The following is a 23,180-nucleotide window of genomic DNA, read 5'->3' as shown; positions in this document are numbered from 1 at the left end:
TTCACCGATTGAATACTTGTTGAAATAGCCCGTAGCCAGCCGCTATGGGCTATTCCATTTCAATAAAAGCAATTTAATACTTACTTTTTATTTGGCGTTTAATTCAATAAACACCCTTTTATTATGGCAATTACTGCTGCTGACGTAAACAAACTTCGGCAAGAAACCGGAGCCGGTATGATGGACTGTAAAAAAGCCCTCACCGAAGCGGATGGCGATTTCGAAAAAGCAAAGGAGATTCTGCGGAAGCAGGGTCAGAAAATAGCCAACAAACGGGCTGACAACGCAACGGCCGAAGGTATTGTACTGACACACGTTAGTCAGGATGGCAAAACAGGTAAAGTAATAGCACTAGCCTGCGAAACAGAACCGGTGTCGAAGGTCGCCGATTTCCAGAATCTGGCAATGAACGTAATGAGTACGGCTGTTGCAACGGATGCTACCAGTAAAGAAGGCCTGCTGGCCACACCCCAGGCGGATGGTCGTTCTTTACAGGACCATATTACTGACCTAATGGGTAAGATTGGCGAGAAAGTAGATGTGGCTTCGTTTGAAACCGTTTCGGCCGATAAGGTTGTCTCTTACATCCACTCGAACGGTAAGCTTGGCGTACTGGTAGGTTTGACCAATACCAACGGAACCGACGTTGCAGAAGTTGGTAAAGACATAGCTATGCAGATTGCCGCTATGAAACCCATCGCATTGGATAAAGATGGAGTTGATGCAACGACCGTAGAACGTGAAATCGAGATCGGGAAAGAGCAGGCTCGTCAGGAAGGCAAACCTGAAGCCATGCTGGAGCGGATCGCGATGGGAAAACTTAATAAGTTTTACAAAGACAACACGTTGCTCAACCAGGAGTTTGTGAAAGATACTTCCCTAACAATTTCCCAATTGCTGGAAAAAACCAGCAAAGGACTGACGGTATCGGCTTTTAAGCGGGTAGCTATTGGCTAATTATTCCAACTCAGTAAGCAAACGAAAAAGCCCGGCCAGAAGCCGGGCTTTTTCGTTTGGTAGTTTTTATTCCTGTTTGTATGAACAGGAAATTTCTCTTTCATAATGGATGTAATCACTAAATACCTCTCCCCTGGATCAGGCGAAGGATAACAGCGATTACTGCAATAACCAGCAAAATGTGGATTAGACCGCTACTAGCTATACCAGCACCCAGTACACCCAAGAAGCCCAGTAACCAGATGATGATTAGAATTACTGCGATTGTATACAAAAGATTACCCATTGTTTTGTTTTGTTATAAAGTGAGACTAAGGATTTCTCCAGTATAACTAGTGCTTTTACTAAATGTTTTGGAAGTCGATTGTACGCCTGTAGATTCACAAATAGTATAAAAATACCCGACCAGCCCTTCCAATCACCCCCCTACGATGTAAAGTCCCTTTTTAAACATCATAACTCAATACCGGGCTGAGCCACTTTTCAATTTCTTCCAGCGGCATGTCTTTCCGCTGGGCATAATTCAGTACCTGATCCTTATTAATTTTTCCGACCGGGAAATACCGGGATTCGGGGTGGGAGAAATAGAAACCACTTACCGACGAGGCTGGGTACATCGCGTAACTTTCGGTTAGTTCAATCCCGATTTTAGTAGCGTCCAGTAAATCGAACAAGGTACCCTTCTCGGTATGGTCGGGGCAGGCGGGGTAGCCTGGCGCAGGCCGGATACCCTGGTAATCTTCTTTAATAAGTTGTTCGTTTGTCAGTGTTTCGCTCGTAGCATAGGGCCAGAACTCAGTGCGAACGCGCTCATGCATACGCTCGGCAAAGGCCTCGGCCAGGCGGTCGGCCAGCGCTTTCACCATAATACTGTTGTAGTCATCGTGGTCGCGTTCGTATTTATCCAGTAGCGCTTCGATGCCAATCCCCGCTGTTACGGCAAACCCACCAATATAATCTTCACGACCGCTTTCCAGCGGGGCAATGAAATCCGACAAACAATAGTTAGGCAGGCCAGCCGCTTTTTGGTTCTGCTGCCGCAAGAAGTGTAGCACCGTTTTTGTGTCGTAGATTAGCTCCCCTGCCGAAGCAGCCGCCCGTTGTGACTCTGCCCGGCTAACTTTATATTCAATGTGCTGGTGCGATCCATGCCGTTCGCAGGAGATCGTCTGAACCTGTTCTTCAAACTCATGTAGCAGTACGTCATCGTCGGCGGAGTTGGCCGGGAAAAATCCCACAACTGCCTTGGCTTGTAAGAGTTTATTATCGATAATTTCCTTTAGCAGTTTGTTGGCATCATCAAACAACTGCTGTGCCTCTTTACCCACTACGGCATCGTTGAAAATAGCCGGGTATTTACCGTGCAACTGCCAGGTCTGGAAGAAGGGTGTCCAGTCGATATATTTCGCTAATTCAGCTATATCGTAATCATAGAAATAGCGGTTACCCAGGAATGTCGGTTTTGTTGGTTCAAAAGAACTCCAGTCGATAGGCGCACGATTAGCCCGGGCTTTTTCAATACCGAGGGTATTTTTTTCCTTCTGCCGCTTCGCGTGGTCTTCCCGCATTTTGGCGTACTCCACTTTAATTTCGGTAAAAATCAGGTCACGGGTATCTTCCGATTCGCTCACTAAACGACCAGCCACGGGTACGCTTCGGCTGGCATCCAGTACGTGAATAACAGGCCCTGAATAGTGCGGGTCAATTTTTACGGCGGTATGCACCCGCGAGGTAGTTGCCCCCCCAATCAACAAGGGTATCTTGAACCCCTGGCGTTCCATTTCTTTGGCAACACCCACCATCTCATCGAGCGAAGGGGTAATAAGGCCGCTCAGACCGATGATATCTACGTTGAGCCTGCGGGCTTCGTCCAGAATTTTCTGGGTCGGCACCATCACGCCAAGATCAATAATTTCGTAATTATTGCAACCCAGCACTACGCCCACAATATTTTTACCAATATCGTGTACATCACCCTTAACAGTTGCCAGTAGGATTGTGCCGGCATTGGTGGATGTGTCTCCACCAATGAGTTTTTCTGCTTCAATAAACGGTGTTAGATAGGCAACCGCTTTTTTCATAACCCGAGCCGACTTCACCACCTGCGGCAGGAACATCTTACCCGCGCCAAATAAATCACCGACTACGTTCATACCGTCCATCAACGGACCTTCAATGACGTGCAAAGGCCGCTCAACCTGCTGGCGAATTTCTTCTACATCCTGATCAATATAGTCGGTGATACCCTTTATAAGTGCGTGTTTGAGCCGTTCATGTACGGGCTCGAGCCGCCAGCTTTCATCCTGAACGATAACTTTCCCCTTTGCTTTCACCGTTTCGGCAAAGTCGACCAGACGTTCGGTCGCATCGTCACGCCGGTTTAACAGCACGTCTTCGCAACGCTCCAGTAAATCTTTCGGAATACTATCGTACACTTCCAGCTGACCGGCGTTCACGATACCCATATCCATACCCGCCCGAATGGCGTGGTACAAAAAGGACGAGTGCATCGCTTCCCGTACCACATCATTTCCCCGGAAGCTAAACGATATATTGGATACGCCCCCGCTTACTTTGGCCAGCGGCAGGTTTTGCTTAATCCAGCGCGTAGCATTGATGAAGTCGACGGCGTAGTTATTATGCTCTTCGATACCCGTGGCAACCGTCAGAATATTGGGGTCGAAAATAATATCCTGTGGGGCGAAGTCGACCTTATCGACCAGAATGCGGTAGGCCCGCTCGCAGATTTCAATGCGCCGTTGGTAAGAGTCGGCCTGACCGGTTTCGTCAAACGCCATCACCACCGCAGCAGCTCCATACCGTTTAACCAGTTTCGCACGCTCGATAAACGCTTCTTCACCTTCTTTCAGCGAAATGGAGTTCACGATAGCTTTACCCTGTACGCACTTCAAACCGGCTTCAATAATCTCCCACTTAGAGGAATCGACCATGATTGGAACGCGGGCTATATCAGGTTCAGCCGCAATTAGGTTCAGGAAGGTCGTCATGGCTTCTACCGAATCCAGCATACCTTCATCCATGTTTATATCGATCACCTGCGCCCCGCCTTCTACCTGCCCACGGGCAATGCTGAGGGCTTCGTCGTAATTACCTTCTTTGATAAGGCGGGCAAACTTCTTGGAACCCGTTACGTTAGTTCGTTCGCCTACGTTCAGGAAGTTGGTTTGCTCGGTAATCTTCAACGGTTCCAGCCCGCTCAGTTTCTGATACGGTTCAGGCTCAGGCAGTTGCCGGGGTGGGTATTTGGCGGCTGCCTGCGCAATGGCCCGGATATGGTCGGGCGTAGATCCGCAACAACCACCCACGATATTGACAAAACTGCTCTTGACGAAATCCTCAATTTGCAGGGCCATCATCTCCGGCGTTTCATCGTATTCACCAAACTCATTGGGCAAACCGGCGTTTGGATAAGCCGACGTAAAGAACGGCGACTCTTTAGCCAAGGTCTGAATATAAGGGCGCATCAGTTCGGCCCCTAGCGCACAGTTCAGCCCAATACTCAACAGCGGCAGGTGCGAAACAGAATACAGGAATGCTTCCGTTGTCTGCCCAGACAGGGTCCGGCCACTGGCATCCGTAATGGTACCCGAAATCATGATGGGCCGAACCACCTGCTGCGGATTAAGGTTAAAATACTTGTCGATGGCGAACATGGCCGCCTTGGCGTTGAGCGTATCAAAGATGGTTTCGACCAGCAACAGGTCAGCGCCACCTTCTACCAGACCGCTGACCTGCTCATAATATGCATTGACCAGTTCATCGAATGTGACGGCCCGGTAGGCTGGGTTGTTGACATCAGGCGAAAGGGAGGCTGTCCGGTTCGTTGGCCCCATGGCACCCGCCACGAAACGGGGTTTATCGGGATTGACGCGGGAAACGTCTACGGCCACTTCTTTAGCGATCCGGGCCGATTCATAATTCAATTCGTAGGCCAACGCTTCCATGTGGTAGTCCGCCATAGCAATGGTGGTTCCACTGAAGGTATTGGTTTCGATAATATCGGCTCCCGCTTCGAGGTACTGCCGATGGATAGCCTGAATGATATCCGGTTTGGTAAGCGACAGCAAGTCGTTATTCCCTTTCAAGTCGTGTTCCCAGTCGCGGAAACGCTCACCCCGGTAGTCGTCTTCAGTCAGGTTGTACCGTTGAATCATGGTACCCATCGCCCCATCGAGGACGAGGATGCGTTCGTTCAGAAGTTCGTATATCGTTTTCAAAAGCGAGTGCTGTAAGGCGTGTTTGTTAGAGTGCTTAACAAACAGTATCCTTAAAAAAGTCCAAAATAGAAACGACTTATCAGCAGAAAGCCCCGTGGCGGAAGGCTACCTTATCTGTCCCGCCAATTGGCAGGAGGAAATTGGCACCATTTCCCGGAATGGGTTGGTTGCCAAGACATCGTCGGGTCCGTTCCCTCCGTCTTTCTGGATAAGTATCTGCAAAAATACGCAAAAAAAAGGTACGTCAGGTAGCAGTGTACCCCACTAAATACAATTCCGATGCTACCTTATCACCAGGGAACGCATGCTACCTGATAGCCCTAAAGTCTCTTTTGATATACAGGCGGTTACGTTCGGTATAAAACGATTGCTCATTGGTCTGTTTGAGAGCCAGCAACTTTCGGGCCGTTAGCATGTGGGGCTTCCGGTGACAAAAAACAGTATCTTTGGCCGTTTTTCACTACCCTAACGTATTATCTTATTGTGAAACTGGCAGCTATTGATATCGGTTCGAATGCAGCCCGACTGCAAATTTCGACGGTCCTTCACAACGACAGTCTGGTGAGTTTTAAGCGGGTCGAATACGTACGATTTCCGCTCAGGCTAGGCCACGATGTATTCAACTTCGGTACACTGACACCAGAGAGCGAAGCCCGAACGACCAAATTGATGCAGGTGTACAAGCTGCTCATGGAGTTGCATGAGGTGGAAGATTATATGGCCTGTGCCACCTCGGCCATACGTGAATCTTCAAACGGTCATGAAGTTGCCAAACGGATAGAAGCGCTGACAGGTATTAAAATTAATATTATCGATGGTCGTAAAGAAGCCGAACTCATCAATGATGTAGTGGTTCATGCGCTGGACGATAAGCAGTATTTGCATATCGATGTGGGGGGCGGCAGCACCGAACTGAATCTGTATGAAAACCGGCAGAAAATAAATTCCAAGTCTTTCAAGATTGGGTCAGTGCGTCTTCTGGAAGGAAAAGAGACAAAGGGAGCCTGGAAAAAAATAGAAGACTGGGTGGAGGAAAACGTCGATTCGTCCCGCGAAATTACGGCTGTTGGCACGGGCGGCAACATTAGTAAACTGTTTAATCTGGCCTCCAAAACAGCCGATTCAGAAACGACCCAAACCGAGATTGAACGCATCCGGAATTATATAGCGGGATTCAGTCTGGATGAACGAATCAATAGACTTCGCCTGAATGCCGACCGTGCCGATGTCATTGTTCCGGCAGCAGATATCTACATATCCGTCATGAAATGGGCAGGAGCTGAAAAAATAATCGTACCGGACCTTGGCCTAAAAGATGGCATCATTCAATTGGTATACAGTCAGTTAGGCCGGAGAAAACCCCATTAAAACAGGTTACTACAGGTCGTCGGACTTGCAGTTTTATTTCCTGGATACTATTCTCTGAATAACAAAAGGAATGCATAATCCAGGCACGCAGGAGCAGGACGAGTTCATTAGCATCACCACTTTTTCTACATAACAGCCGGAAGAGTTGTATACCCGGACTCCATACGTGGTGACCGTGCCCGTTCGACTCTGGTTTCTAACGATCAAACCATCATCAGGTATTGGGTAGCTTGTACCGGAAAATATACCATTGTTTGCCAGTTCATACGTATCCTTCGGTTTAAAACCAACTACTGCCACCGAACCGTCGGCAGCAGATACGGTTCCGGTACACGTTGCTTCCACAGCCTTTACGGTAGCCGTTGGGTTGGGTTTAACAGTAACCGTCAGTAACGCAGATGGGCGACAGAAAGCCTCGGCCGGAGTGGGTTTCAGATACCCGTACACGTAGTAGGTTTTACTGGTTGTTCCCGTATTGGGCGGAAAAGAAATCGTTCGCATAGTAGCGATGCCGTTGGATGAGATCAACTCTCCAAGATACACGCCGTTATCTCCCTCATATGGATTGGACTGGGGCGTGTCGAATCGAATCATGCCTATTTTGGTCGGGTAAAAAGCCGTTGTCCTAACCTGTAAACTATCCACTACGTAACCCGTGCAAACCGTTACCGATGTTTGACCCGTATTCGTAATAGCTGGACAACCAGTCTGTGCGTATAAGCTGGTCGACAGGAACTGACAGCAAGCGACCAGGAAACTTGCTTTAAGCAGGATTCGATTTTTTGCGTATCCGGTCTGCGATGGACTTATCATTTCCGTACGTTTTCTGAAAGAAAGAAGGCGTTAGTTTTTGCCAACTACTCATGCCCAATAAGGTTTGATACTGTTTAGCTATGTGTTGACTTGCTGGGCTGTATTCTGACTATAAAGTTACCTTCTCGTTACTTTTCCGTGGGCATCACCATCAATAGTAACAATACCGTTATTGTATGCACCAGTATGAAATGCGACTACAGCATGAACCGTCCAGTGCCCTTATTCCCCCATTCAGTGAGGTCGGTTTTCTGTTTAATACGTATGAACATCTTCAACACCAGCAAAAAGAAGGCGTGTATATACTGTCGGCAGTGAACGCAGTAACTCGGCTCGCCGATGCCCGCTGTGCTTTTTTCGTTCAGTCAGGTAAAGCGGTTAGTCCCGTTGCCGCACCCTTCGGCTCTGTTGAATGCGCATCTGTTTTTCCTGAAGAAACGCTCGGCCTGTTTATCCAAACGCTCATTCAGGCAGTCCGTTCGGCGGGGGCGGCTACACTGCGTCTGGTCAACTGCCCCCTACGGTATGCCCCCGAATTAGCAGAGCGGCTGACTAAACAACTACTCACGCATGGGTTTGTTATCGTCGAAACCCACCAAACTTATTATTTACCCGTTTCCAGTACGCCTTTCGACGTAAATCTTGTTCCGGCAGAACGGCGACGACTTGCCAGGTGCCTTGAAGCGGGCTTCCACGTCGAACAGTGGCAGTCTCCCGATAGAACCGGGGTGATAAATTTTCTGATGAAAATGCGCCGTCAGAAAGGGTATATACTGACCATTTCTCCCGAACGACTGGCGGATTTGTTTCAAACGTTTCCAAATCAGTGTGCTGTTTTTACCGTGATGGATGGGGATGTAATAGCCGCACTAACCGTTGCCGTTCGGGTTCGTCACGATATTCTTTACAATTTCCAGCCTGCATCTAATCCCGATTACGACGCGTTCAGCCCAATGGTGCTATTGACGAAAGGGGTATATGCCTATTGTCAGCAACACCATATCAGGTTACTTGACCTTGGCCTGTCATTGGATGAAAACCGGCAGACTAAACCAGGACTTGCGCGTTTCAAACGAAATCTTGGTGCTCAGGAATCACCCCGGCTGGTTTTCGAGCGGGACTTGTCAGTGCTGTAATCCAGACTAGTCTGATCTGCTATTTTCTTCGTTATTTTGTAGCAGAAAGGCTCTTTGTCAGGAGCTGTTTGCATGATAGAAACTGGTTTTAATTCGGTTAGTCAATTTCTGAGTGAGCTGTTTGCCTCACTACTCTCACTATTAAAAGTGGTGATTCGTGGGCGGTACGCTACCCGACTGCCCGCCCGACAGCAACCCGTTTGCTCCGTTTTAGGTAATGGTCCATCCCTGAAAGAGTCACTGGCAGAGCAGTTAGAATTCATTCGTCAGACGGAAATTGTTTGCGTCAATAACTTTGCTCATGCCGCCGTTTTTGCGCAGCTACGTCCGCAGAACTACATCATCTCTGACCCCAACTATTTTCTTTTTACGGAACAAACCACCGACCGCGATGACATCAGGCAGACGCTGACTATCTTTTTGACGCGTGTCGACTGGCCCATGTTCCTCTATGTGCCCCATTTTGCCAAAGGCTCGTATTTACTCCGAAAAATTGAGCAGGGTAATCCGACCATCAACGTAATTTATTTCAATTACACCGTAGTTCGTGGCTTCCGGTGGCTGGTTTACTGGTTATATGCCAAAGGTCTGGGAATGCCACAGGCACAGACGGTTATCATTGCCGCTCTCACGTTGATGATAAACCGGAAATTTGAGCAGATTTATCTATTCGGGGCGGATACGTCATGGCATGAAGAGATCCGACTGAACGACCAGAATCAATTGCTTATCAAGCAGATACACTTTTACGATAAACCAAAAGACATCACGCATCAGCCCGTGTATTCTGATACACAGCGGCAACGCACATTCTCGATGGCCTCACAGTTTTTATCCCTGCACAAAGTATTTCGGGGCTACGAGGTTCTTCGTGAGTATGCCGACCACCGGGGCGTGAAAATCCTGAATGCCAGCGCGAAGAGTTACATCGATGCTTTTGAACGAACAACCAATACGGCAATACCAAGTGGGCGGTTATAAGTGCGCCTGCCATACAGTGCGTACGGAACCCTTACGATACACGAATTTTATCCTGATTTTATGCTTGACTTAACCAATAAATCCATTCTGATTACGGGCGGTACCGGCTCCTTCGGTAAGAAGTTTGTCGAGATGGTGTACCAGCGCCACCCGAACCTGAAACGCCTGGTTATTTACTCCCGCGACGAATTGAAGCAGTTCGACATGGCTCAGTATTACCCGCAATCAGAATACAAATCCATCCGATTTTTCATTGGCGATGTGCGCGATGCGGAACGGCTCAAGCGGGCGTGCGAGGGCATAGACATCATTATTCATGCAGCCGCGTTGAAGCAGGTACCGGCGGCAGAGTACAACCCGATGGAATGTATCAAAACCAATGTGTTCGGGGCAGAAAACGTAATAAACGCGGCTCTGGATAACGGCGTACAGCGCGTAGTAGCGCTCTCGACCGATAAAGCGGCCGCGCCAATCAACCTGTACGGAGCCACCAAGTTATGTTCCGATAAGCTGTTTGTGGCCGCCAACAACATGAAAGGCCGTCGTGATTTGCGTTTTTCGGTGGTTCGCTATGGGAATGTAATAGGCTCGCGGGGATCGGTTGTACCGTTCTTTCTGGAGAAACGAAAAGAGGGCGTACTACCCATCACGCATGCCGACATGACCCGGTTCAATATATCGCTGGAAGACGGTGTCGAGATGGTGTTCCACGCGCTCGAACACGCCTGGGGGGGTGAAATTTTCGTTCCTAAAATACCCTCCTACCGCATTACCGACGTGGCCGAAGCCATCGGCCCCAACTGCGAGCAGAAAATAGTAGGTATTCGTCCGGGCGAGAAACTACACGAGGAAATGATCACGGAAACCGACTCGCTCAATACCGTTGAGACGGCTAAATATTATGTGATTACCCCCTCAACGCCCACCTGGAGCGTGGATGATTATATGAAAGCATTCGACGGAAAGCCCGTGGAAATGGGCTTCAAATACAATTCCGGCACGAATTCCGACTGGCTCAACGTGGCCCAGCTACGCGATCAGATTCGGGAACATGTCGATGCTGATTTTAGTGTATAAAAAAGCCAGCCTGTCCGTTCTATACTTATGAACCAACCCATTCCCTACGGTCGTCAACACATTACAGACGACGATATTGCGGCTGTGGCAGAGGTACTGCGTGGTCCGTTCCTGACGCAGGGGCCACACATCGGCGCGTTCGAAACGGCGTTTGCCCGATACATCGGCAGCCCCTACGCGGTAGCCGTAGCCAATGGCACGGCGGCTCTGCACCTGTGTTGTATAGCGTTGGGCGTGAAACCGGGTACGCGGGTCATCACGACGCCCATTACCTTTTCCGCATCAGCCAATTGTGTTCGTTACTGCGGGGGCGAAGTCTTCTTTGCGGACATTGACCCCAATACGGCCCTGCTCGATATAAACATGGTGCGGGAGTTACTGGAACAGCATCCCCGGGGTTATTTTTCGGGGATTATCCCCGTTGATTACGCCGGTTACCCGGTCGATTTGACTGCGTTTCGGGCATTGGCCGATGAATATGGACTTTGGCTGCTGGAAGATAGCTGCCACTCGCCGGGTGGCTCATTTCATGGTGGAGATGAGCAGGAACACCGCTGTGGCGATGGCTCATTAGCCGATTTGGCCATTTTCAGTTTTCATCCGGTTAAGCACATCGCAGCTGGCGAAGGCGGTATGATTACAACCAGCAACGAAGCCCTGTATAACCACTTACTCCGGCTCCGCACGCATGGTATCACCAATAAGCCCGGCGATTTGACCGAACTGTATCCGGGCGAACCGGAACGTGGGGGCTGGTACATGGAGCTGCAGGAATTAGGCTATAACTACCGCCTGACCGATATGCAGGCGGCTTTAGGCACAAGTCAATTGAACCGCGCCGATGTTATGCTGGCCCGTCGGCAGGAAATTGCCCAACGCTACGACGAAGCCTTTGCCGGAACCAATGTTATCACCATCATTCCACCCGACAGCGTCAATCATGCGTATCACCTGTATGTGATTCAGGTGGACGACCGAAAAGGGCTGTATGATTTCCTGCGGACGAAAAACATCATGGCGCAGGTGCATTACGTTCCGGTCCATCTGATGCCTTACTACCGGCAATTCGGCTGGAAACCGGGCGATTTCCCCAATGCCGAACGCTACTATGCCCATTGCCTGAGTTTGCCCATGTATCCAACGCTTACGGATGAAGAACAGGACTATGTGATTGAGTCGGTCAGGGAGTGGGCGGCACTCCGCCTAGTGAACGCATGAGCAACGTAGCCATCATACCGGCTCGGGGGGGCAGCAAACGCATTCCCCGCAAAAACAGTCGTCCTTTTCTAGGCAAACCTATTATGGGCTACGCCATCGAAGCCGCGCTGGAATGTGGCCTGTTCAGCGAAGTGATGGTATCGACGGATGATAACGGGATTGCCAACATCGCGCGTACCTATGGAGCATCGGTCCCGTTCATGCGCCAACCTGAAACTGCGGATGATTTCGCGACTACAGCGGATGTGCTCCTTGAAGTGTTAAAGAAATACGAAGCGCAGAAACAGGTTTTCGAGTATGCCTGCTGTCTGTATCCAACGGCCCCGTTCGTTACGCCCGATTTATTGAAACGTGCCTTCACAACGCTGGCGGAGAAACAGTTCGATACCGTATATCCTGTCCAGCCATTCAGTTTCCCTATTCAGAGGGCCGTGCGTTTGCAGGATTCAACGGTGCAGTGGTTCCAGCCTGAGCACGCCCTAACGCGTTCGCAGGATTTGGAGCCAGCCTACCACGATGCCGGACAGTTTTACTTTTTCCGGGTAGATAACTTTCTGAAAAGCGGTGTACTCATCCCCAAAAATTCGGGTGGCATCATCATCTCCGAACTGGCAGCCCATGATATTGACACTGAAGTTGACTGGCAACTGGCGGAGATGAAATTTAAGATGCAAAATGTTTAATCGTCCTTATCGACTATTTACCTTATCCGCCGAATCGAGCTTTAACTAGGTACGGTGAGCTATGACATCTGTCACTTGATTTGCATTTTATCGGTTCAGCTCTCGTTGATATACAGCTCCCCGAAAAAAAATGGATTCACTTTACAACTAAACCCTACAGAAAAGGGTCTACACTGATAACTAAAATGTACTGTTACATGCTACGTATTCTACTTTTCGTCGGATTATTGTTTTTTAGCTTGAGTTGTCATCAAGCAGAATCAGTAGAGCCGGAAGAGAAAGCGGCTATCGTGGCTGTTCAGGATTTTACTACGTGTGCTGGTTGTGGTGGCTGGGTAGTAAAAGTCGATAATACGAGTTTTCGCGCCGACCTCCCGGCTGAATTTACTAAGCCTGATACACCCGTCTGGATTCGGTATCGAATAAAAAGTGAAGTAGCACTTAACTGGATTGATATACTGACAATTCGCGGACGATAAAATTTTTGGTAACCAGATTTACCCGTTTCTGGGTTTAGCCCTTCTATAGACAAACACTTACGTTATTTGGGATACCCCTAGATTAGACTAAATGTAGAGCTGGGAAGCGTCAAATTCTGTTCAGTGCCGATGGCAGATATCAGGAATTGATACCCGTCTGATTTTCTATTAGCGTATCTTCCCTATGAACAAATTTCTTTTCCGCGCCGACGGTAACGCACAGATTGGCCTCGGGCACGTAATGCGTTGTCTGGCTCTGGCCGATATGTTGCAGGGTGATTTTTCGATGCAATTTGCGCTAACGGAACCATCATCCGATGTCAGGGCATTGGTTGAAAAGTCGGGCATAGACGTTGTCGAACTGCCTGAAGTAGACGCTAAAACAGTTTTTTTAGATTGTATTCAGCAAGACACTATTGTGGTGCTGGATGGTTACGCATTCGATGAAGCCTTTCAGCGGGCTGTTCGGGATCGGGCGAAAAAACTGGTTTTTATCGATGACCTGGCAGAGGGGTATCAGGTTGCCGATGTAGTGATCAATCACGCAGGTGGCGTAACGAAAACTAATTACGATGCGGAACCCTATACACAGTTTTATCTCGGCCCGCATTACGCCCTGCTCCGACCTGAATTTCTTCAATCCGGCGGCTTTGGCGAACCACCAATCAATGGCCCTATCTTCGTCAGCTTCGGTGGTGCCGATACAGGCAATGTATCACTAACGGCGCTGCAAGCCATTCAGCAGGTAGATGCGGACGTACCAGTCCACCTCATTTTAGGGCCTTTTCACCCCGGTCGGGCGGCTATCGATGCGTTCCAAAACCAGTTGCCCAATCTGACAGTCCGGCAAAATTTAACGGCGACACAAATGGTGGACGAGTTAGGCCAATGTAGCCTGGCTATTACGGCCTGTAGCACCATCGCCTACGAAGTGTGTGCTATCAATCGCCCGTTGATTACGGTGGTAACGGCTGATAACCAGGCACGGCTGGCGCAGTTTCTGTCGGAAGAAAAGCTGGCACTTTCGGTTAATTTCCCAACCCTGTTAACTCGATTGACGCCCATAATTAGCCTGGAGAACATGCTGAAACTGGCGATTCAGGGGTTCCAGTTTTCGCCTGATACGGTAGCAGAGTCGTTATCCAATCAACGACAATTTTTCGATAGTCGCTCGCCTGAGCGACTTCGGGCCTTGTTTGTCGGCTTGCTGGCTTGAGCCAGTGAGTTACGAAAGGACCAAGTCCCTCTAACCTGTTTCCTGGCAACTTACAAATCCTCATCGTTTCTTCAGCCAATACCCAACGGAAATCCCAAGCGCTGAGTTATGAGTTGCCACAACTCCCGACGACGCTGCCGATGGGTTATTGATGTCCGTAAAACCGGGGGCATAGTAAGTGCCAATAGTAAGACCAGATGCCAATTCGTAATCAATGGAAAGTCGTCCTCCTATGTCGTTTCGCTGAAACTGGTCTGCTGCCGGGCCAAAATCGTCGGTAAACGTTCTAGATTGGCCCTTGCTGGTGATGACAGCTTTGCTGCTCAGGCCATAGGCTATGTATACACCCGCACCAAAACTCAGGTGCCCGGTTCCGGATTCGACCGTATAGACCAGTTGTATCGGTACTTCAATGTAGTTAAGCGATAAAGCCGCATCGAACGTACCCAGCACATTCCTCTTGACACCTTTAGCCGAATAAAGCAGTTGCGGGCGCAGCGATACGCCGGAACTTAAAGGAATTTCTAACATAGCCCCCGCCATAAAACCCGCCTTCGATTTGTTTTGCGTACCTACATCCTCGGGTGTGTGGATAGCCAGCTGAAAACCGGCCGTTGCGCCCACGCGTACCTGCCCGAAGGACGTCATTATCGTGATGAAAACGAGTAGGAATGATTGATAGATTTTGTGCATACGAGTTGGTAGTTAGGCATAAAGGGTAAAGAAAACGGATGCGAAATGAATCGGCAACTAGCAGGCGAACCGATATACCTGCGCAGGTGTAATGCAGGCATCCAGCTGTACATCAGTGGCCTCAATATCGTTGATTGAATCAACCGGCCCGAAAAGCGACAAGCCAATTTTTCGGCTATGGGGTACATCCTCGGCCAGAAACCGGTCGTAATAACCGCCCCCATACCCGACTCGATGCCCCTGTAAATCGAACGCCAGCAGCGGAACGATCACTACCTTCACAAAACGAAGGTCGGTTTGTGGCCTTTCCGGAATAACCGGTTCAGGAATGCCCAGTTTATTTTCAACTAATGGCGTTTCGGGGAAGATTGTGTAGTGAGCCATTTGGCGGGTACCAATGTCCATAACCGGAACACTAATAGTAAGATGGGTAAATTTTGCCCAGAAGCAGGTGATAATGGGCCACGTATCTACCTCATTGTGTCGGCCAATAGATAAGAAGGAATGAACGACCGCTGGCTCATCGGCAAGGGCTTCGTTTTCAAGGTAGTTAAAAAAATGCCCGGTAATCAATTGGCTTCTCCGCTTAACGTCAGCCGGTGTTAACGCCCGGCGCTGAGCCAGAAATTTCTTACGCAACGCTGTTTTTGTCATACCTCAACGGCTGAAAAGTTTACGCCAGACAAAGCTGCATTCGGTAATCAAATGGATCAAAAGCGGCTAGTATTTCCTGTAGAAACGCTAGGTTGTTCAGGTAAAACGTCAGAAAATTCTCGCTTCGCTCCTGCGGTCCTCCGCTGGGGAAGAGTTCGCTTTTCACAGCCATCAACTGCCGGATGCCCACTTCCTGATTTCGTTCTTCGGCACGTCGCATTTTCTTTTCCAGCCGGGCCACGGCATTGGCAAACCGCTTTGTTTCAGCCAGAACGGCCTTTTCCAGCGTGGGGTCAACCATTTGTGCTTTGTGCAGTATAGCGTCCAGTGCCTTATTTACCGTTTTATTCTCATTGTCGAATTTAAGTGAATGCCGGGTGTGGTGTTCTACATATTCGCGTTTGAGGGTACTAATATCCTGGAAAAGCTCTTCGGGAGTAAGCCCCAGTTTCGTAATGCGTTTAGCCGAAACAGATGGCACGTACAGGGCAAAATTGCGAGGCATCAGAATAGGAAACACCGTTTGATAATGGTCAAATACTGGCTTTAACTGTAACCAGTAAGGCACTTCAGACGGGCCACCGATGTAGGCTAAATTGGGCAGAATCGTTTCCTGATACAAAGGGCGTAATACCACGTTCGGGCTGAACCGCTCCGGGTGTTCGTCCAGTACCGTTAGCAATTCATCTTCCGTGAATGTCAACGACGTGTGTAGCACCCGGTACGTACCATTTTCTTTGCGTTCGATACGTTCACGAACCTGGTCATCCAGGTAAAACAGGTTAATGTCACGCGGGGCAATGACGGTCTTGTAGCCTAATTTTTCTAATTTTTCAGTTTGGCTCTGCACCAGCTCACCCGATTTCTGCTGCGTCAGTTCATCCTGCATTACCGGAGAGAAAATTCGTTTTAGGGACGCATCATCGGCATCCAGACAAACTAACCCTTCGGCCCCAAACAGTTCATTGACGTAATAGCGGGTGGCATCAGCCAACGTACTCTGTTTCAGATAAGCTTCCTCAAACAGGAATAATTTTTCGGGAATCTGTTGGAAAAGTGTTTTCAACTCTTGTGGATTCATACGACCAACCGCCCCGCGTTGCTCGGTTTGCCAGGCATACTTGTTGCCAAACAGGGAGAAATGGTTGATTTCGGCGAAGTCATGGTCTTCCGTAGCCATCCAGTAAACGGGTACGAAAGTATAGTCCGGGTAGGTTTCTTTCAGCTTCCGGGCCAGCTTAATGGTCGTAATCAGTTTGTAAATAACGTAGAGTGGACCCGAGAAAATGTTTAGCTGGTGGCCCGTCGTTACCGTAAACGTATTTGGCTGAAGCAGTACCGAAAAATCGGGCTTAGTCTCGATAGCCTGATATTGCCGCTCCAATGCATCCACCAGAACCTGCCGTTTCGATTCGTCAAACTTTTTGTCGGCCAACTGTCCATCGAAAGCGGACACGTCGGGGAAACGGTTGTAAAAAGGCGTTAATTTTTCTTGTTTGTTGATGTAATCGAGAAAAAGAGAGGAAAACTGGCCGGTTTGGGCAAGCGGCAGGTACTGACAGTTCATGCGGTAGGCGGGGGTTTCGTTTACCGGATTCTAACAATGAAAGAACTCGCAAGGTTCGGGTTTGGAACGGTACTTGTTAGTTGACTCGCTATCTTGCAGGACCAATTCAAGCAAATGACGGTTCTATCAGTTCAATTGAGGGTCAGACGCGTTTTACTAAAAACAAACGAGTGCGGATCAGGGTGTCTGACCGCTAATTAATGTCGACAGATAAGTCAACCGAGTGGCCGGAGCTACCGTTTCTTTTTCGTTAGAGACACGTGGTTATCCATACGGGAGATGGATTATGGCAAACGACTGTAGCGTAAAGAGCTTCCAGCTTATTTACACGTTAACCTATGCTTATTTGCACACTAATGGATTTTTTAACTTTTGGCGGTCCTACTACAATTGTATTCGGTCTACTACTAAAAAATAAGCCGAAATGAATCGACCAACTAATAAGCATTATTACCAATCAACGAATATATCCAGAAAAGAATGGTTGATAATTGGCTTACTTTACCTGGTTGCTACAGCCATAAATATCGATAAAGCCTATCACATCGATGATACGTTTCATCTGGAGGCCATCAATTGGATAAAAAATCATCCATTCCGACCCATGTCCGGCTTAATTAACTGGAATGAAAGTAAACAACCGATGTATGCGGAAAATCAACCGCCTTTATACTTTTATTTACTAGCGCCCGTTAGTGCATTTTTTGGGAATGGGGAGATTATCCTGCACCTTTTCCAATCCATTTTTACCTTTTTTTCATTAGTTGGTTTCTATAAAATAACGCAGCTGTTAAAGCTAAAAAAAGGTTTACTGCTAACTGCTTTTTTCGCATTTTGTCCGGCTTTTCTGATAAATCAGAATTTAATGCTCGATGTCCCTTTACTATGCTTTAACCTTTGGTTCCTATATTATTTGCTGAAACAGCCGGTTCAATCCGAAACAAAACGCTACTGGACAGTTGGCCTGATTCTTGGCTTCAGCCTGTTAATTAAATACAGCAGTATCCCTTTACTGGTCGTTTTACTAATTACGTTACTTTGGCGCAAACAATACCATTTGTTGTACGTACTGATTATACCAATTGGTATGTTGGGACTTTGGTCGTGGTGGAATTACGTTGAATTTTCGGACATCCATTTACTGAACAGGCCGCGCAGAGCGTTCAGTTTCTCGGTATTCAGCAGCAACTTAATCGCTTATATTACGTGTCTGGGTGCCATTTCTACTTTCTCACTGGCCCTTGTTGCCGGTTATTTTTCGAGGTACAGACTCATTACGCTGCTAACACCTTCAGCGGCCTTCTTCTTTGCCCTTTTAACAGTGGCAACTGCCAGAAAGAGATTATATCTGTTGACCGCCAATGATATTTTAGCCGTATTCTTTCTACTAAACGGTTTAATTATTATTGGCCTGGTGCTAACGAGTATATGGAAGAAAAGTACCGTGTTGAGTCAGATTACCGATACAGATTTGATACTGTTGACGTGGATAGTGGCAATGAGTGGCTTTATTATTTTTCTGGCCCCCTTCGTTGCCAGCCGGCACGTCTTATTAATCATCCCTCCGGTATTGTTTTTAGGCGGCCGCTGGCTGGCTCCTATATCCACCCTCAACGCATCGCAAGCCCTCCTGGTAGCCATTGTTGTTTGCCTGACTCTGGCAGTATCTGACTGGCGATTTGCCAATTTCTACCGTCAGAAAGCAACCGAAGCAGCCACGATGCTGTCAGGGCAAAAACGAGTCTGGACAGTCGGCCACTGGGGCTGGCAGTGGTACGCGAAGCAGCAGGGGTTCCGGGAAGTTCAGGCTGACTCCGTCAAACTTCAGCAGGGCGATTACCTGCTAAAACCCACCGGCATTGCCAGTCAGAAAATTCCCGCCGATATTTTGCTCAAGCCCGTTCATTACCTGACGGAACCGTTTAGCTGGCTAACTTTTTTGTCAACGAATTATTATAACAGCTTTTACGGGCGGGGTATCAGTTGGGCGTACTCCCTTTTCCCAACCGACACCATAAAAGTGTACCGGGTTATGAATGTATCCATAGCCGATAGCCTATCGGCTAAAACCAGACCTTGACACTGCTGACGGGTGGATACGATGCTACCTCCCGGCAAATTCCGGTGATTTACAATTCCGGCGACTACCTTACACAACCTCTCCGTATAAATCGAACTCCTCGGCCCGGTCGATGCGAACATGGGCAAAATCGCCAATGCGTACATAGGTTGACGCCGGAACTAACACCTCATTATCAACTTCGGGAGAGTCACCCTCGGTACGACCGATGAAGTAGCCGCCTTCTTTCCGGTCGAACAGGACTTTGTAGGTTTTACCCACCTTCTGCTGGTTCAACTCCTGCGAAATACCCTGCTGCAACTCCATCAGTACATCAGCGCGTTCCTGTTTAGTATCAGCATCGATGTTGTCAGGCATCGAGAAGGAATGCGTATTATCTTCATGCGAGTAGGTAAAAGCTCCCATCCGGTCGAAGCGCATCCGCTCTACGAAATCATACGTTTCCTGAAACATTGCCTCGGTTTCGCCGGGATGGCCTACAATGAGCGTCGTACGGAGTGTGATGTCCGGTATTTTTTCCCGTATTGTCTCAATCAGGCTTTCGGTCTTCTCGCGGGTTATACCCCGACGCATAAGTTTCAATAACTCCGTCGAACCGGTTTGCAGGGGCATGTCCAGGTACTTGCAAACATTGGGGCGGTCGCACATCACATCCAGCACGTCTAGTGGAAAACCCGACGGATACGCGTACTGTAACCGAATCCAGTCAATACCTTCTACATCAGCCAGGCGGTTGATGAGTTCAGACAAGTTCCGTTTTTTGTACAGGTCCAACCCGTAATAGGTCAGGTCCTGAGCAATCAAAATCAGCTCTTTCGTGCCACGCCGGGCCAGTGATTTGGCTTCCATCACCAGCTCATCCATCGACCTCGATACGTGTCCTCCGCGCATCAGTGGAATGGCACAGAACGAGCAGGGGCGGTCGCAGCCTTCGGCAATTTTAAGGTAAGCAAAATGGGAAGGCGTGGTGAGTAACCGTTCACCTACGAGTTCGTGCTTATAGTCGGCGCGGAGGGTTTTAAGCAACCGGGGTAGTTCGTTGGTACCAAACCAGGCATCGACCGTTGGCATCTCCACCTCCAGTTCGTCCTTGTACCGGTGCGACAGGCAACCCGTTACGTACACTTTATCGACCACACCCGCATCTTTGGCGTCTACATAACGTAGAATGGTATTGATAGACTCTTCCTTCGCGTTGTCGATGAAGCCGCAGGTGTTAATCACGACGATATTGGCATCATCCTTTTTCGATTCATGCGTTACGGCCATGCCATTGCCCTTGAGTTGCGTAAACAGCACCTCCGAATCGACCAGATTCTTCGAGCATCCCAGCGTAACGATATTGATTTTATTAGTACGTACTCCTTTGGTTTTCAAAACAGATATAAGTTTCAGCGCATTAGTAATAGCTAACGCATGTTTTACGCATCAAAGTTCGGGGAGGGCCTGCGTTTAGGACAGGTTCATCTTTTTAACCCAGGGAATTTCCTGCCGAACCAAGGTAATTGGTACTGCCGGAAAGTATTTTTCCAGAAACTCGTAATGGCTGAAGTTACTGAACAAAATGGCGTTCAGCAGCGTAACCTGGCCATCTGCTTCGTAAAAAAGAAAGTAGCTATAGCCAGCAAATAAACGACTACCATTAGCCACGTACTGCTCTACACGCACTAATGTGTCAGGGGTTAAAATGCGGTGCCAAGTCGGCGCATCAATGCTAATACCTGGATTCTCTGGACAAAAAGTCACCCGTACCCCTCGGGTAATATGCCAGTATTGCCAGTCTAAATAGATACAAAAACCAAACATACCAGCAGAAACCAGAAAAAAGGGGGCAAAAACAACGACTACAGGCTCTTGCTGAATGCCCACCCGAATCATCAGAATAGTAAGCCCTAACATCATTACCGTCAGTAGACCATTCATAATCCTTGAGAACGTACCAAAGTATTCCTTCACCGTCACCTCATACGTACGTTCAACCATTAAAGGTGATTCTTCGCCAACGGTTTCCTTCGTGAAGCGCAGCATACGAACGATAAACCAGACGAAAGGTACGCCTACACTAACCAGCAGTATAAAGAACGTTTCCACAGCCTTAGAACACCGCCTGGTGTGTTATTTCTACGGAGACAGTTTCCTGCTTGCCTTTTTTGACGGTTACCGGAAAAATATTGTTCTGCGCGTCGAACAGGTTCGCGTATAAACCCTTTGGCTCCCGCACTACGATGGAGTATCGACCGGCAGGCAGGCTTACGCAAAATTTACCCGCCTTATCGGATTTAACCGTTTCCACCGGTTTTGCCTCTCTAACGGATTTAATAAAACCATTATCCCCGGCCTCTATCTGGCTCATGTTCAGAAGTGGGAAGATGAGTATTTCGCGCTCAACGGGATGGCCTTTCGACGGGGGCGAATCGGGACTGGGCATGTGGTTTCCCCGCTTCTCCAGCACCGTGCCACAAATACCCTGTGTGTTGCCGGAACGGGAGGTTTTCTGAGCGCAGGCGGTTGTAGACAGCGCCAAAATCAACAGCAAAATAACAGAAGAATTACGCATCACTTCTTGAAAAACGAATCCACAAACTCCATCTTGTTGAACGTTTGCAGGTCGTCAATCTTTTCGCCAACACCGATGTACTTAACCGGAATCTTGAATTGGTCCGAAATACCAATCACGACCCCCCCTTTGGCAGTTCCGTCCAGTTTTGTGATGGCCAATGCCGTCACTTCGGTAGCTTTCGTAAACTCCGTTGCCTGAATAAACGCGTTCTGCCCGGTTGAGCCATCCAGCACCAGTAAGACTTCATGGGGCGCATCGGGCGTAAACTTCTGCATTACCCGTTTTATCTTGGTCAGCTCATTCATCAGGTTGACTTTGGTATGCAGTCGGCCTGCGGTATCAATAATGACAACATCGGCCCCAATTTCAGTTGCTTTCTTTACGGCATCAAAAGCAACAGCCGATGGGTCAGTATTCATCCCGTGCGAAATAACCGGTACCCCTACCCGATTACCCCACAAAATAAGCTGATCAACGGCAGCGGCCCGGAAGGTATCACCTGCTCCCAGTACCACTTTTTTACCCCGCTTGTGAAATTGGGCAGCCAGTTTGCCAATGGTTGTAGTCTTACCTACACCGTTGACCCCCACAACCATAATAACGTACGGTTTTTTACCGGCAGGAAGGTCGAAGTCATCCCGATCCGGCTGGTTTCCCTCCGTATTCGTTTCAGAGAGCAGACCCGCAATTTCCTCCCGTAGAATCCGATCCAGTTCGTCGGTGCTCACATACTTGTCGCGGGCAACGCGCTCTTCAACCCGACGGATGATTTTGACCGTTGTTTCTACCCCTACATCCGATGAAATCAAGATATTTTCGACTTCATCGAGTACGTCTTCATCAACAGTCGATTTGCCTACTACGGCCCGGCCCAGCTTAGAGAAAAAACTATCTTTTGTCCTCTCCAGCCCTTTATCGAGGGTTTCTTTCTTTTCTTTTGAGAATAAGCCGAATAAAGCCATGTGAATAGGTAATGAGTTAGTGAGTTAATCAGTCAGACAGTCGGTGAGTGAATTGGTCGGTCAGAAAGTCGGTTCAACAGACGAATAGCGAAAACTGTCTGACTAACACATTAACTAACGGACTGACCAACTATCTGTCTGCACTAACTGCTTTTCAACAAAAAAAGTCCCACAAAAGAATGTGGGACAAACGTCTTTATGCATGAAACCAGCCGTCAAAACACGGCTCGCTGGTACAATTGATTTTGAAAAGACTAGCTTTTCAGTGCGGCCTGAACCTCATCAACTGGCACCATTTCTTCTTTGAACGTATAAGCGCCAGTTTTAGGCGACTTAACGGCTTTAATGATTTTGGCGAATGCCTTGCCGTTGTCCTTTGTTTTCAGGGTCGCAACTACCTTTTTTGCCATGATTTTGTCGGTTTATGGTATTCGTTTTACCGTATTCGGTTCACGTTGCCGTAGCATTACCCGTAAACCAGTATACTGAAAAACCGAA

At 48.5% G+C, this 23,180-nt stretch carries 21 protein-coding genes and 1 riboswitch; of the genes, 10 read left to right on the top strand and 11 right to left on the bottom strand.

The annotated features are described in order from the left end of the window. Window positions 1–123 precede the first annotated feature (123 nt). The gene (gene tsf, locus B157_RS0131050; protein ID WP_020607199.1) at window positions 124–957 is read left to right on the top strand and encodes a translation elongation factor Ts; all 834 of its coding nucleotides are present in this window, start codon (window positions 124–126) and stop codon (window positions 955–957) included. Between the two features lie 118 nt (window positions 958–1,075). Here tsf and B157_RS38685 read toward each other — a convergent pair whose 3' ends face one another. Both B157_RS38685 and metH read right to left on the bottom strand, forming a co-directional pair. After that, on the bottom strand, window positions 1,076–1,243 hold the full coding sequence (locus B157_RS38685; RefSeq protein WP_020607198.1) for a lmo0937 family membrane protein: 168 nt from the start codon (window positions 1,241–1,243) through the stop codon (window positions 1,076–1,078). Window positions 1,244–1,403: 160 nt separating this feature from the next. Then, window positions 1,404–5,195: a methionine synthase gene (gene metH / locus B157_RS0131040; RefSeq protein WP_020607197.1), complete on the bottom strand. Its 3,792-nt coding sequence runs from the start codon at window positions 5,193–5,195 to the stop codon at window positions 1,404–1,406. Window positions 5,196–5,302: 107 nt separating this feature from the next. Further along, window positions 5,303–5,410: riboswitch (SAM riboswitch) on the bottom strand. Between the two features lie 268 nt (window positions 5,411–5,678). On the opposite strand from metH, the gene B157_RS0131035 reads away from it, so the two are divergent. Beyond that, window positions 5,679–6,563 (top strand): Ppx/GppA phosphatase family protein, encoded by an 885-nt coding sequence (locus B157_RS0131035; RefSeq protein WP_020607196.1) that lies wholly within the window; start codon window positions 5,679–5,681, stop codon window positions 6,561–6,563. Between the two features lie 33 nt (window positions 6,564–6,596). Here B157_RS0131035 and B157_RS0131030 read toward each other — a convergent pair whose 3' ends face one another. Further along, complete coding sequence (locus tag B157_RS0131030; protein WP_020607195.1) at window positions 6,597–7,376, bottom strand: hypothetical protein; 780 nt, start codon at window positions 7,374–7,376, stop codon at window positions 6,597–6,599. 176 nt (window positions 7,377–7,552) lie between these two features. Here B157_RS0131030 and B157_RS0131025 point away from each other — a divergent pair, with 176 nt between their 5' ends. The 7 genes from B157_RS0131025 (at window position 7,553) to pseG (ending at window position 14,166) form a co-directional block, all read left to right on the top strand. Next, window positions 7,553–8,512, top strand: a complete 960-nt coding sequence (locus B157_RS0131025) for a GNAT family N-acetyltransferase (RefSeq protein WP_020607194.1) — start codon at window positions 7,553–7,555, stop codon at window positions 8,510–8,512. Between the two features lie 72 nt (window positions 8,513–8,584). After that, complete coding sequence (locus B157_RS0131020; RefSeq protein ID WP_020607193.1) at window positions 8,585–9,493, top strand: hypothetical protein; 909 nt, start codon at window positions 8,585–8,587, stop codon at window positions 9,491–9,493. 60 nt (window positions 9,494–9,553) lie between these two features. Next, the gene (gene pseB / locus B157_RS0131015) at window positions 9,554–10,570 is read left to right on the top strand and encodes a UDP-N-acetylglucosamine 4,6-dehydratase (inverting) (protein ID WP_026309085.1); all 1,017 of its coding nucleotides are present in this window, start codon (window positions 9,554–9,556) and stop codon (window positions 10,568–10,570) included. A 27-nt stretch (window positions 10,571–10,597) separates the two neighbouring features. Then, window positions 10,598–11,788, top strand: a complete 1,191-nt coding sequence (gene pseC / locus B157_RS0131010; RefSeq protein WP_020607191.1) for a UDP-4-amino-4,6-dideoxy-N-acetyl-beta-L-altrosamine transaminase — start codon at window positions 10,598–10,600, stop codon at window positions 11,786–11,788. Beyond that, window positions 11,785–12,471 carry a pseudaminic acid cytidylyltransferase gene (pseF, locus tag B157_RS0131005; RefSeq protein ID WP_020607190.1) on the top strand — a complete coding sequence of 229 codons (687 nt, stop codon included), beginning with the start codon at window positions 11,785–11,787 and terminating at the stop codon, window positions 12,469–12,471. The genes pseC and pseF overlap by 4 nt, the downstream gene beginning before the upstream one ends. A 197-nt stretch (window positions 12,472–12,668) precedes the next feature. Continuing rightward, the gene (locus B157_RS0131000; protein WP_157618651.1) at window positions 12,669–12,950 is read left to right on the top strand and encodes a hypothetical protein; all 282 of its coding nucleotides are present in this window, start codon (window positions 12,669–12,671) and stop codon (window positions 12,948–12,950) included. A 184-nt stretch (window positions 12,951–13,134) separates the two neighbouring features. Beyond that, window positions 13,135–14,166, top strand: a complete 1,032-nt coding sequence (gene pseG / locus B157_RS0130995) for a UDP-2,4-diacetamido-2,4,6-trideoxy-beta-L-altropyranose hydrolase (RefSeq protein WP_020607188.1) — start codon at window positions 13,135–13,137, stop codon at window positions 14,164–14,166. 60 nt (window positions 14,167–14,226) lie between these two features. Here pseG and B157_RS0130990 read toward each other — a convergent pair whose 3' ends face one another. From B157_RS0130990 to bshC, 3 genes are read right to left on the bottom strand one after another with little or no spacing between them, the layout of a single operon-like run. Next, window positions 14,227–14,859: a porin family protein gene (locus B157_RS0130990; protein WP_157618650.1), complete on the bottom strand. Its 633-nt coding sequence runs from the start codon at window positions 14,857–14,859 to the stop codon at window positions 14,227–14,229. A 57-nt stretch (window positions 14,860–14,916) separates the two neighbouring features. Continuing rightward, on the bottom strand, window positions 14,917–15,513 hold the full coding sequence (locus tag B157_RS0130985) for a 5-formyltetrahydrofolate cyclo-ligase (protein ID WP_020607186.1): 597 nt from the start codon (window positions 15,511–15,513) through the stop codon (window positions 14,917–14,919). Between the two features lie 19 nt (window positions 15,514–15,532). Next, window positions 15,533–17,080, bottom strand: coding sequence for a bacillithiol biosynthesis cysteine-adding enzyme BshC (gene bshC / locus B157_RS0130980; protein WP_020607185.1), 1,548 nt, complete (start codon window positions 17,078–17,080; stop codon window positions 15,533–15,535). Window positions 17,081–17,504: 424 nt separating this feature from the next. Here bshC and B157_RS0130975 point away from each other — a divergent pair, with 424 nt between their 5' ends. Beyond that, window positions 17,505–19,160: a glycosyltransferase family 39 protein gene (locus B157_RS0130975; RefSeq protein ID WP_041952362.1), complete on the top strand. Its 1,656-nt coding sequence runs from the start codon at window positions 17,505–17,507 to the stop codon at window positions 19,158–19,160. Window positions 19,161–19,229: 69 nt separating this feature from the next. On the opposite strand, the gene rimO is transcribed toward B157_RS0130975, so the two are convergent. The 5 genes from rimO to B157_RS37840 all read right to left on the bottom strand — a co-directional run bounded on the left by rimO (window position 19,230) and on the right by B157_RS37840 (window position 23,092). Next, on the bottom strand, window positions 19,230–20,537 hold the full coding sequence (gene rimO, locus B157_RS0130970) for a 30S ribosomal protein S12 methylthiotransferase RimO (protein ID WP_020607183.1): 1,308 nt from the start codon (window positions 20,535–20,537) through the stop codon (window positions 19,230–19,232). Between the two features lie 75 nt (window positions 20,538–20,612). Beyond that, window positions 20,613–21,251 carry a hypothetical protein gene (locus tag B157_RS0130965; RefSeq protein WP_020607182.1) on the bottom strand — a complete coding sequence of 213 codons (639 nt, stop codon included), beginning with the start codon at window positions 21,249–21,251 and terminating at the stop codon, window positions 20,613–20,615. A gap of 4 nt (window positions 21,252–21,255) precedes the next feature. Next, complete coding sequence (locus tag B157_RS0130960; protein ID WP_020607181.1) at window positions 21,256–21,717, bottom strand: hypothetical protein; 462 nt, start codon at window positions 21,715–21,717, stop codon at window positions 21,256–21,258. Further along, on the bottom strand, window positions 21,717–22,682 hold the full coding sequence (ftsY, locus tag B157_RS0130955; RefSeq protein ID WP_020607180.1) for a signal recognition particle-docking protein FtsY: 966 nt from the start codon (window positions 22,680–22,682) through the stop codon (window positions 21,717–21,719). The genes B157_RS0130960 and ftsY overlap by 1 nt, the downstream gene beginning before the upstream one ends. A 254-nt stretch (window positions 22,683–22,936) precedes the next feature. Continuing rightward, window positions 22,937–23,092: a DUF4295 domain-containing protein gene (locus B157_RS37840; RefSeq protein ID WP_012929818.1), complete on the bottom strand. Its 156-nt coding sequence runs from the start codon at window positions 23,090–23,092 to the stop codon at window positions 22,937–22,939. Window positions 23,093–23,180: the final 88 nt, after the last annotated feature.

It is taken from the genome of Spirosoma spitsbergense DSM 19989 (assembly GCF_000374085.1).
GTDB lineage: Bacteria > Bacteroidota > Bacteroidia > Cytophagales > Spirosomataceae > Spirosoma > Spirosoma spitsbergense.
This window is presented reverse-complemented; position numbering and strand designations above follow the sequence as displayed.

What these genes read in the sequence shown, in the direction of transcription:
- tsf (WP_020607199.1), top strand. Translation starts at nt 124, where the DNA reads ATGGCAATTACTGCTGCTGACGTAAACAAACTTCGGCAAGAAACCGGA.
- B157_RS38685 (WP_020607198.1), bottom strand. Translation starts at nt 1,243, where the DNA reads ATGGGTAATCTTTTGTATACAATCGCAGTAATTCTAATCATCATCTGG.
- B157_RS0131030 (WP_020607195.1), bottom strand. Translation starts at nt 7,376, where the DNA reads ATGATAAGTCCATCGCAGACCGGATACGCAAAAAATCGAATCCTGCTT.
- B157_RS0131025 (WP_020607194.1), top strand. Translation starts at nt 7,553, where the DNA reads ATGCACCAGTATGAAATGCGACTACAGCATGAACCGTCCAGTGCCCTT.
- B157_RS0131020 (WP_020607193.1), top strand. Translation starts at nt 8,585, where the DNA reads ATGATAGAAACTGGTTTTAATTCGGTTAGTCAATTTCTGAGTGAGCTG.
- pseB (WP_026309085.1), top strand. Translation starts at nt 9,554, where the DNA reads ATGCTTGACTTAACCAATAAATCCATTCTGATTACGGGCGGTACCGGC.
- pseC (WP_020607191.1), top strand. Translation starts at nt 10,598, where the DNA reads ATGAACCAACCCATTCCCTACGGTCGTCAACACATTACAGACGACGAT.
- pseF (WP_020607190.1), top strand. Translation starts at nt 11,785, where the DNA reads ATGAGCAACGTAGCCATCATACCGGCTCGGGGGGGCAGCAAACGCATT.
- B157_RS0131000 (WP_157618651.1), top strand. Translation starts at nt 12,669, where the DNA reads ATGCTACGTATTCTACTTTTCGTCGGATTATTGTTTTTTAGCTTGAGT.
- pseG (WP_020607188.1), top strand. Translation starts at nt 13,135, where the DNA reads ATGAACAAATTTCTTTTCCGCGCCGACGGTAACGCACAGATTGGCCTC.
- B157_RS0130990 (WP_157618650.1), bottom strand. Translation starts at nt 14,859, where the DNA reads ATGCACAAAATCTATCAATCATTCCTACTCGTTTTCATCACGATAATG.
- B157_RS0130985 (WP_020607186.1), bottom strand. Translation starts at nt 15,513, where the DNA reads ATGACAAAAACAGCGTTGCGTAAGAAATTTCTGGCTCAGCGCCGGGCG.
- bshC (WP_020607185.1), bottom strand. Translation starts at nt 17,080, where the DNA reads ATGAACTGTCAGTACCTGCCGCTTGCCCAAACCGGCCAGTTTTCCTCT.
- B157_RS0130975 (WP_041952362.1), top strand. Translation starts at nt 17,505, where the DNA reads ATGAATCGACCAACTAATAAGCATTATTACCAATCAACGAATATATCC.
- B157_RS0130960 (WP_020607181.1), bottom strand. Translation starts at nt 21,717, where the DNA reads ATGCGTAATTCTTCTGTTATTTTGCTGTTGATTTTGGCGCTGTCTACA.
- ftsY (WP_020607180.1), bottom strand. Translation starts at nt 22,682, where the DNA reads ATGGCTTTATTCGGCTTATTCTCAAAAGAAAAGAAAGAAACCCTCGAT.
- B157_RS37840 (WP_012929818.1), bottom strand. Translation starts at nt 23,092, where the DNA reads ATGGCAAAAAAGGTAGTTGCGACCCTGAAAACAAAGGACAACGGCAAG.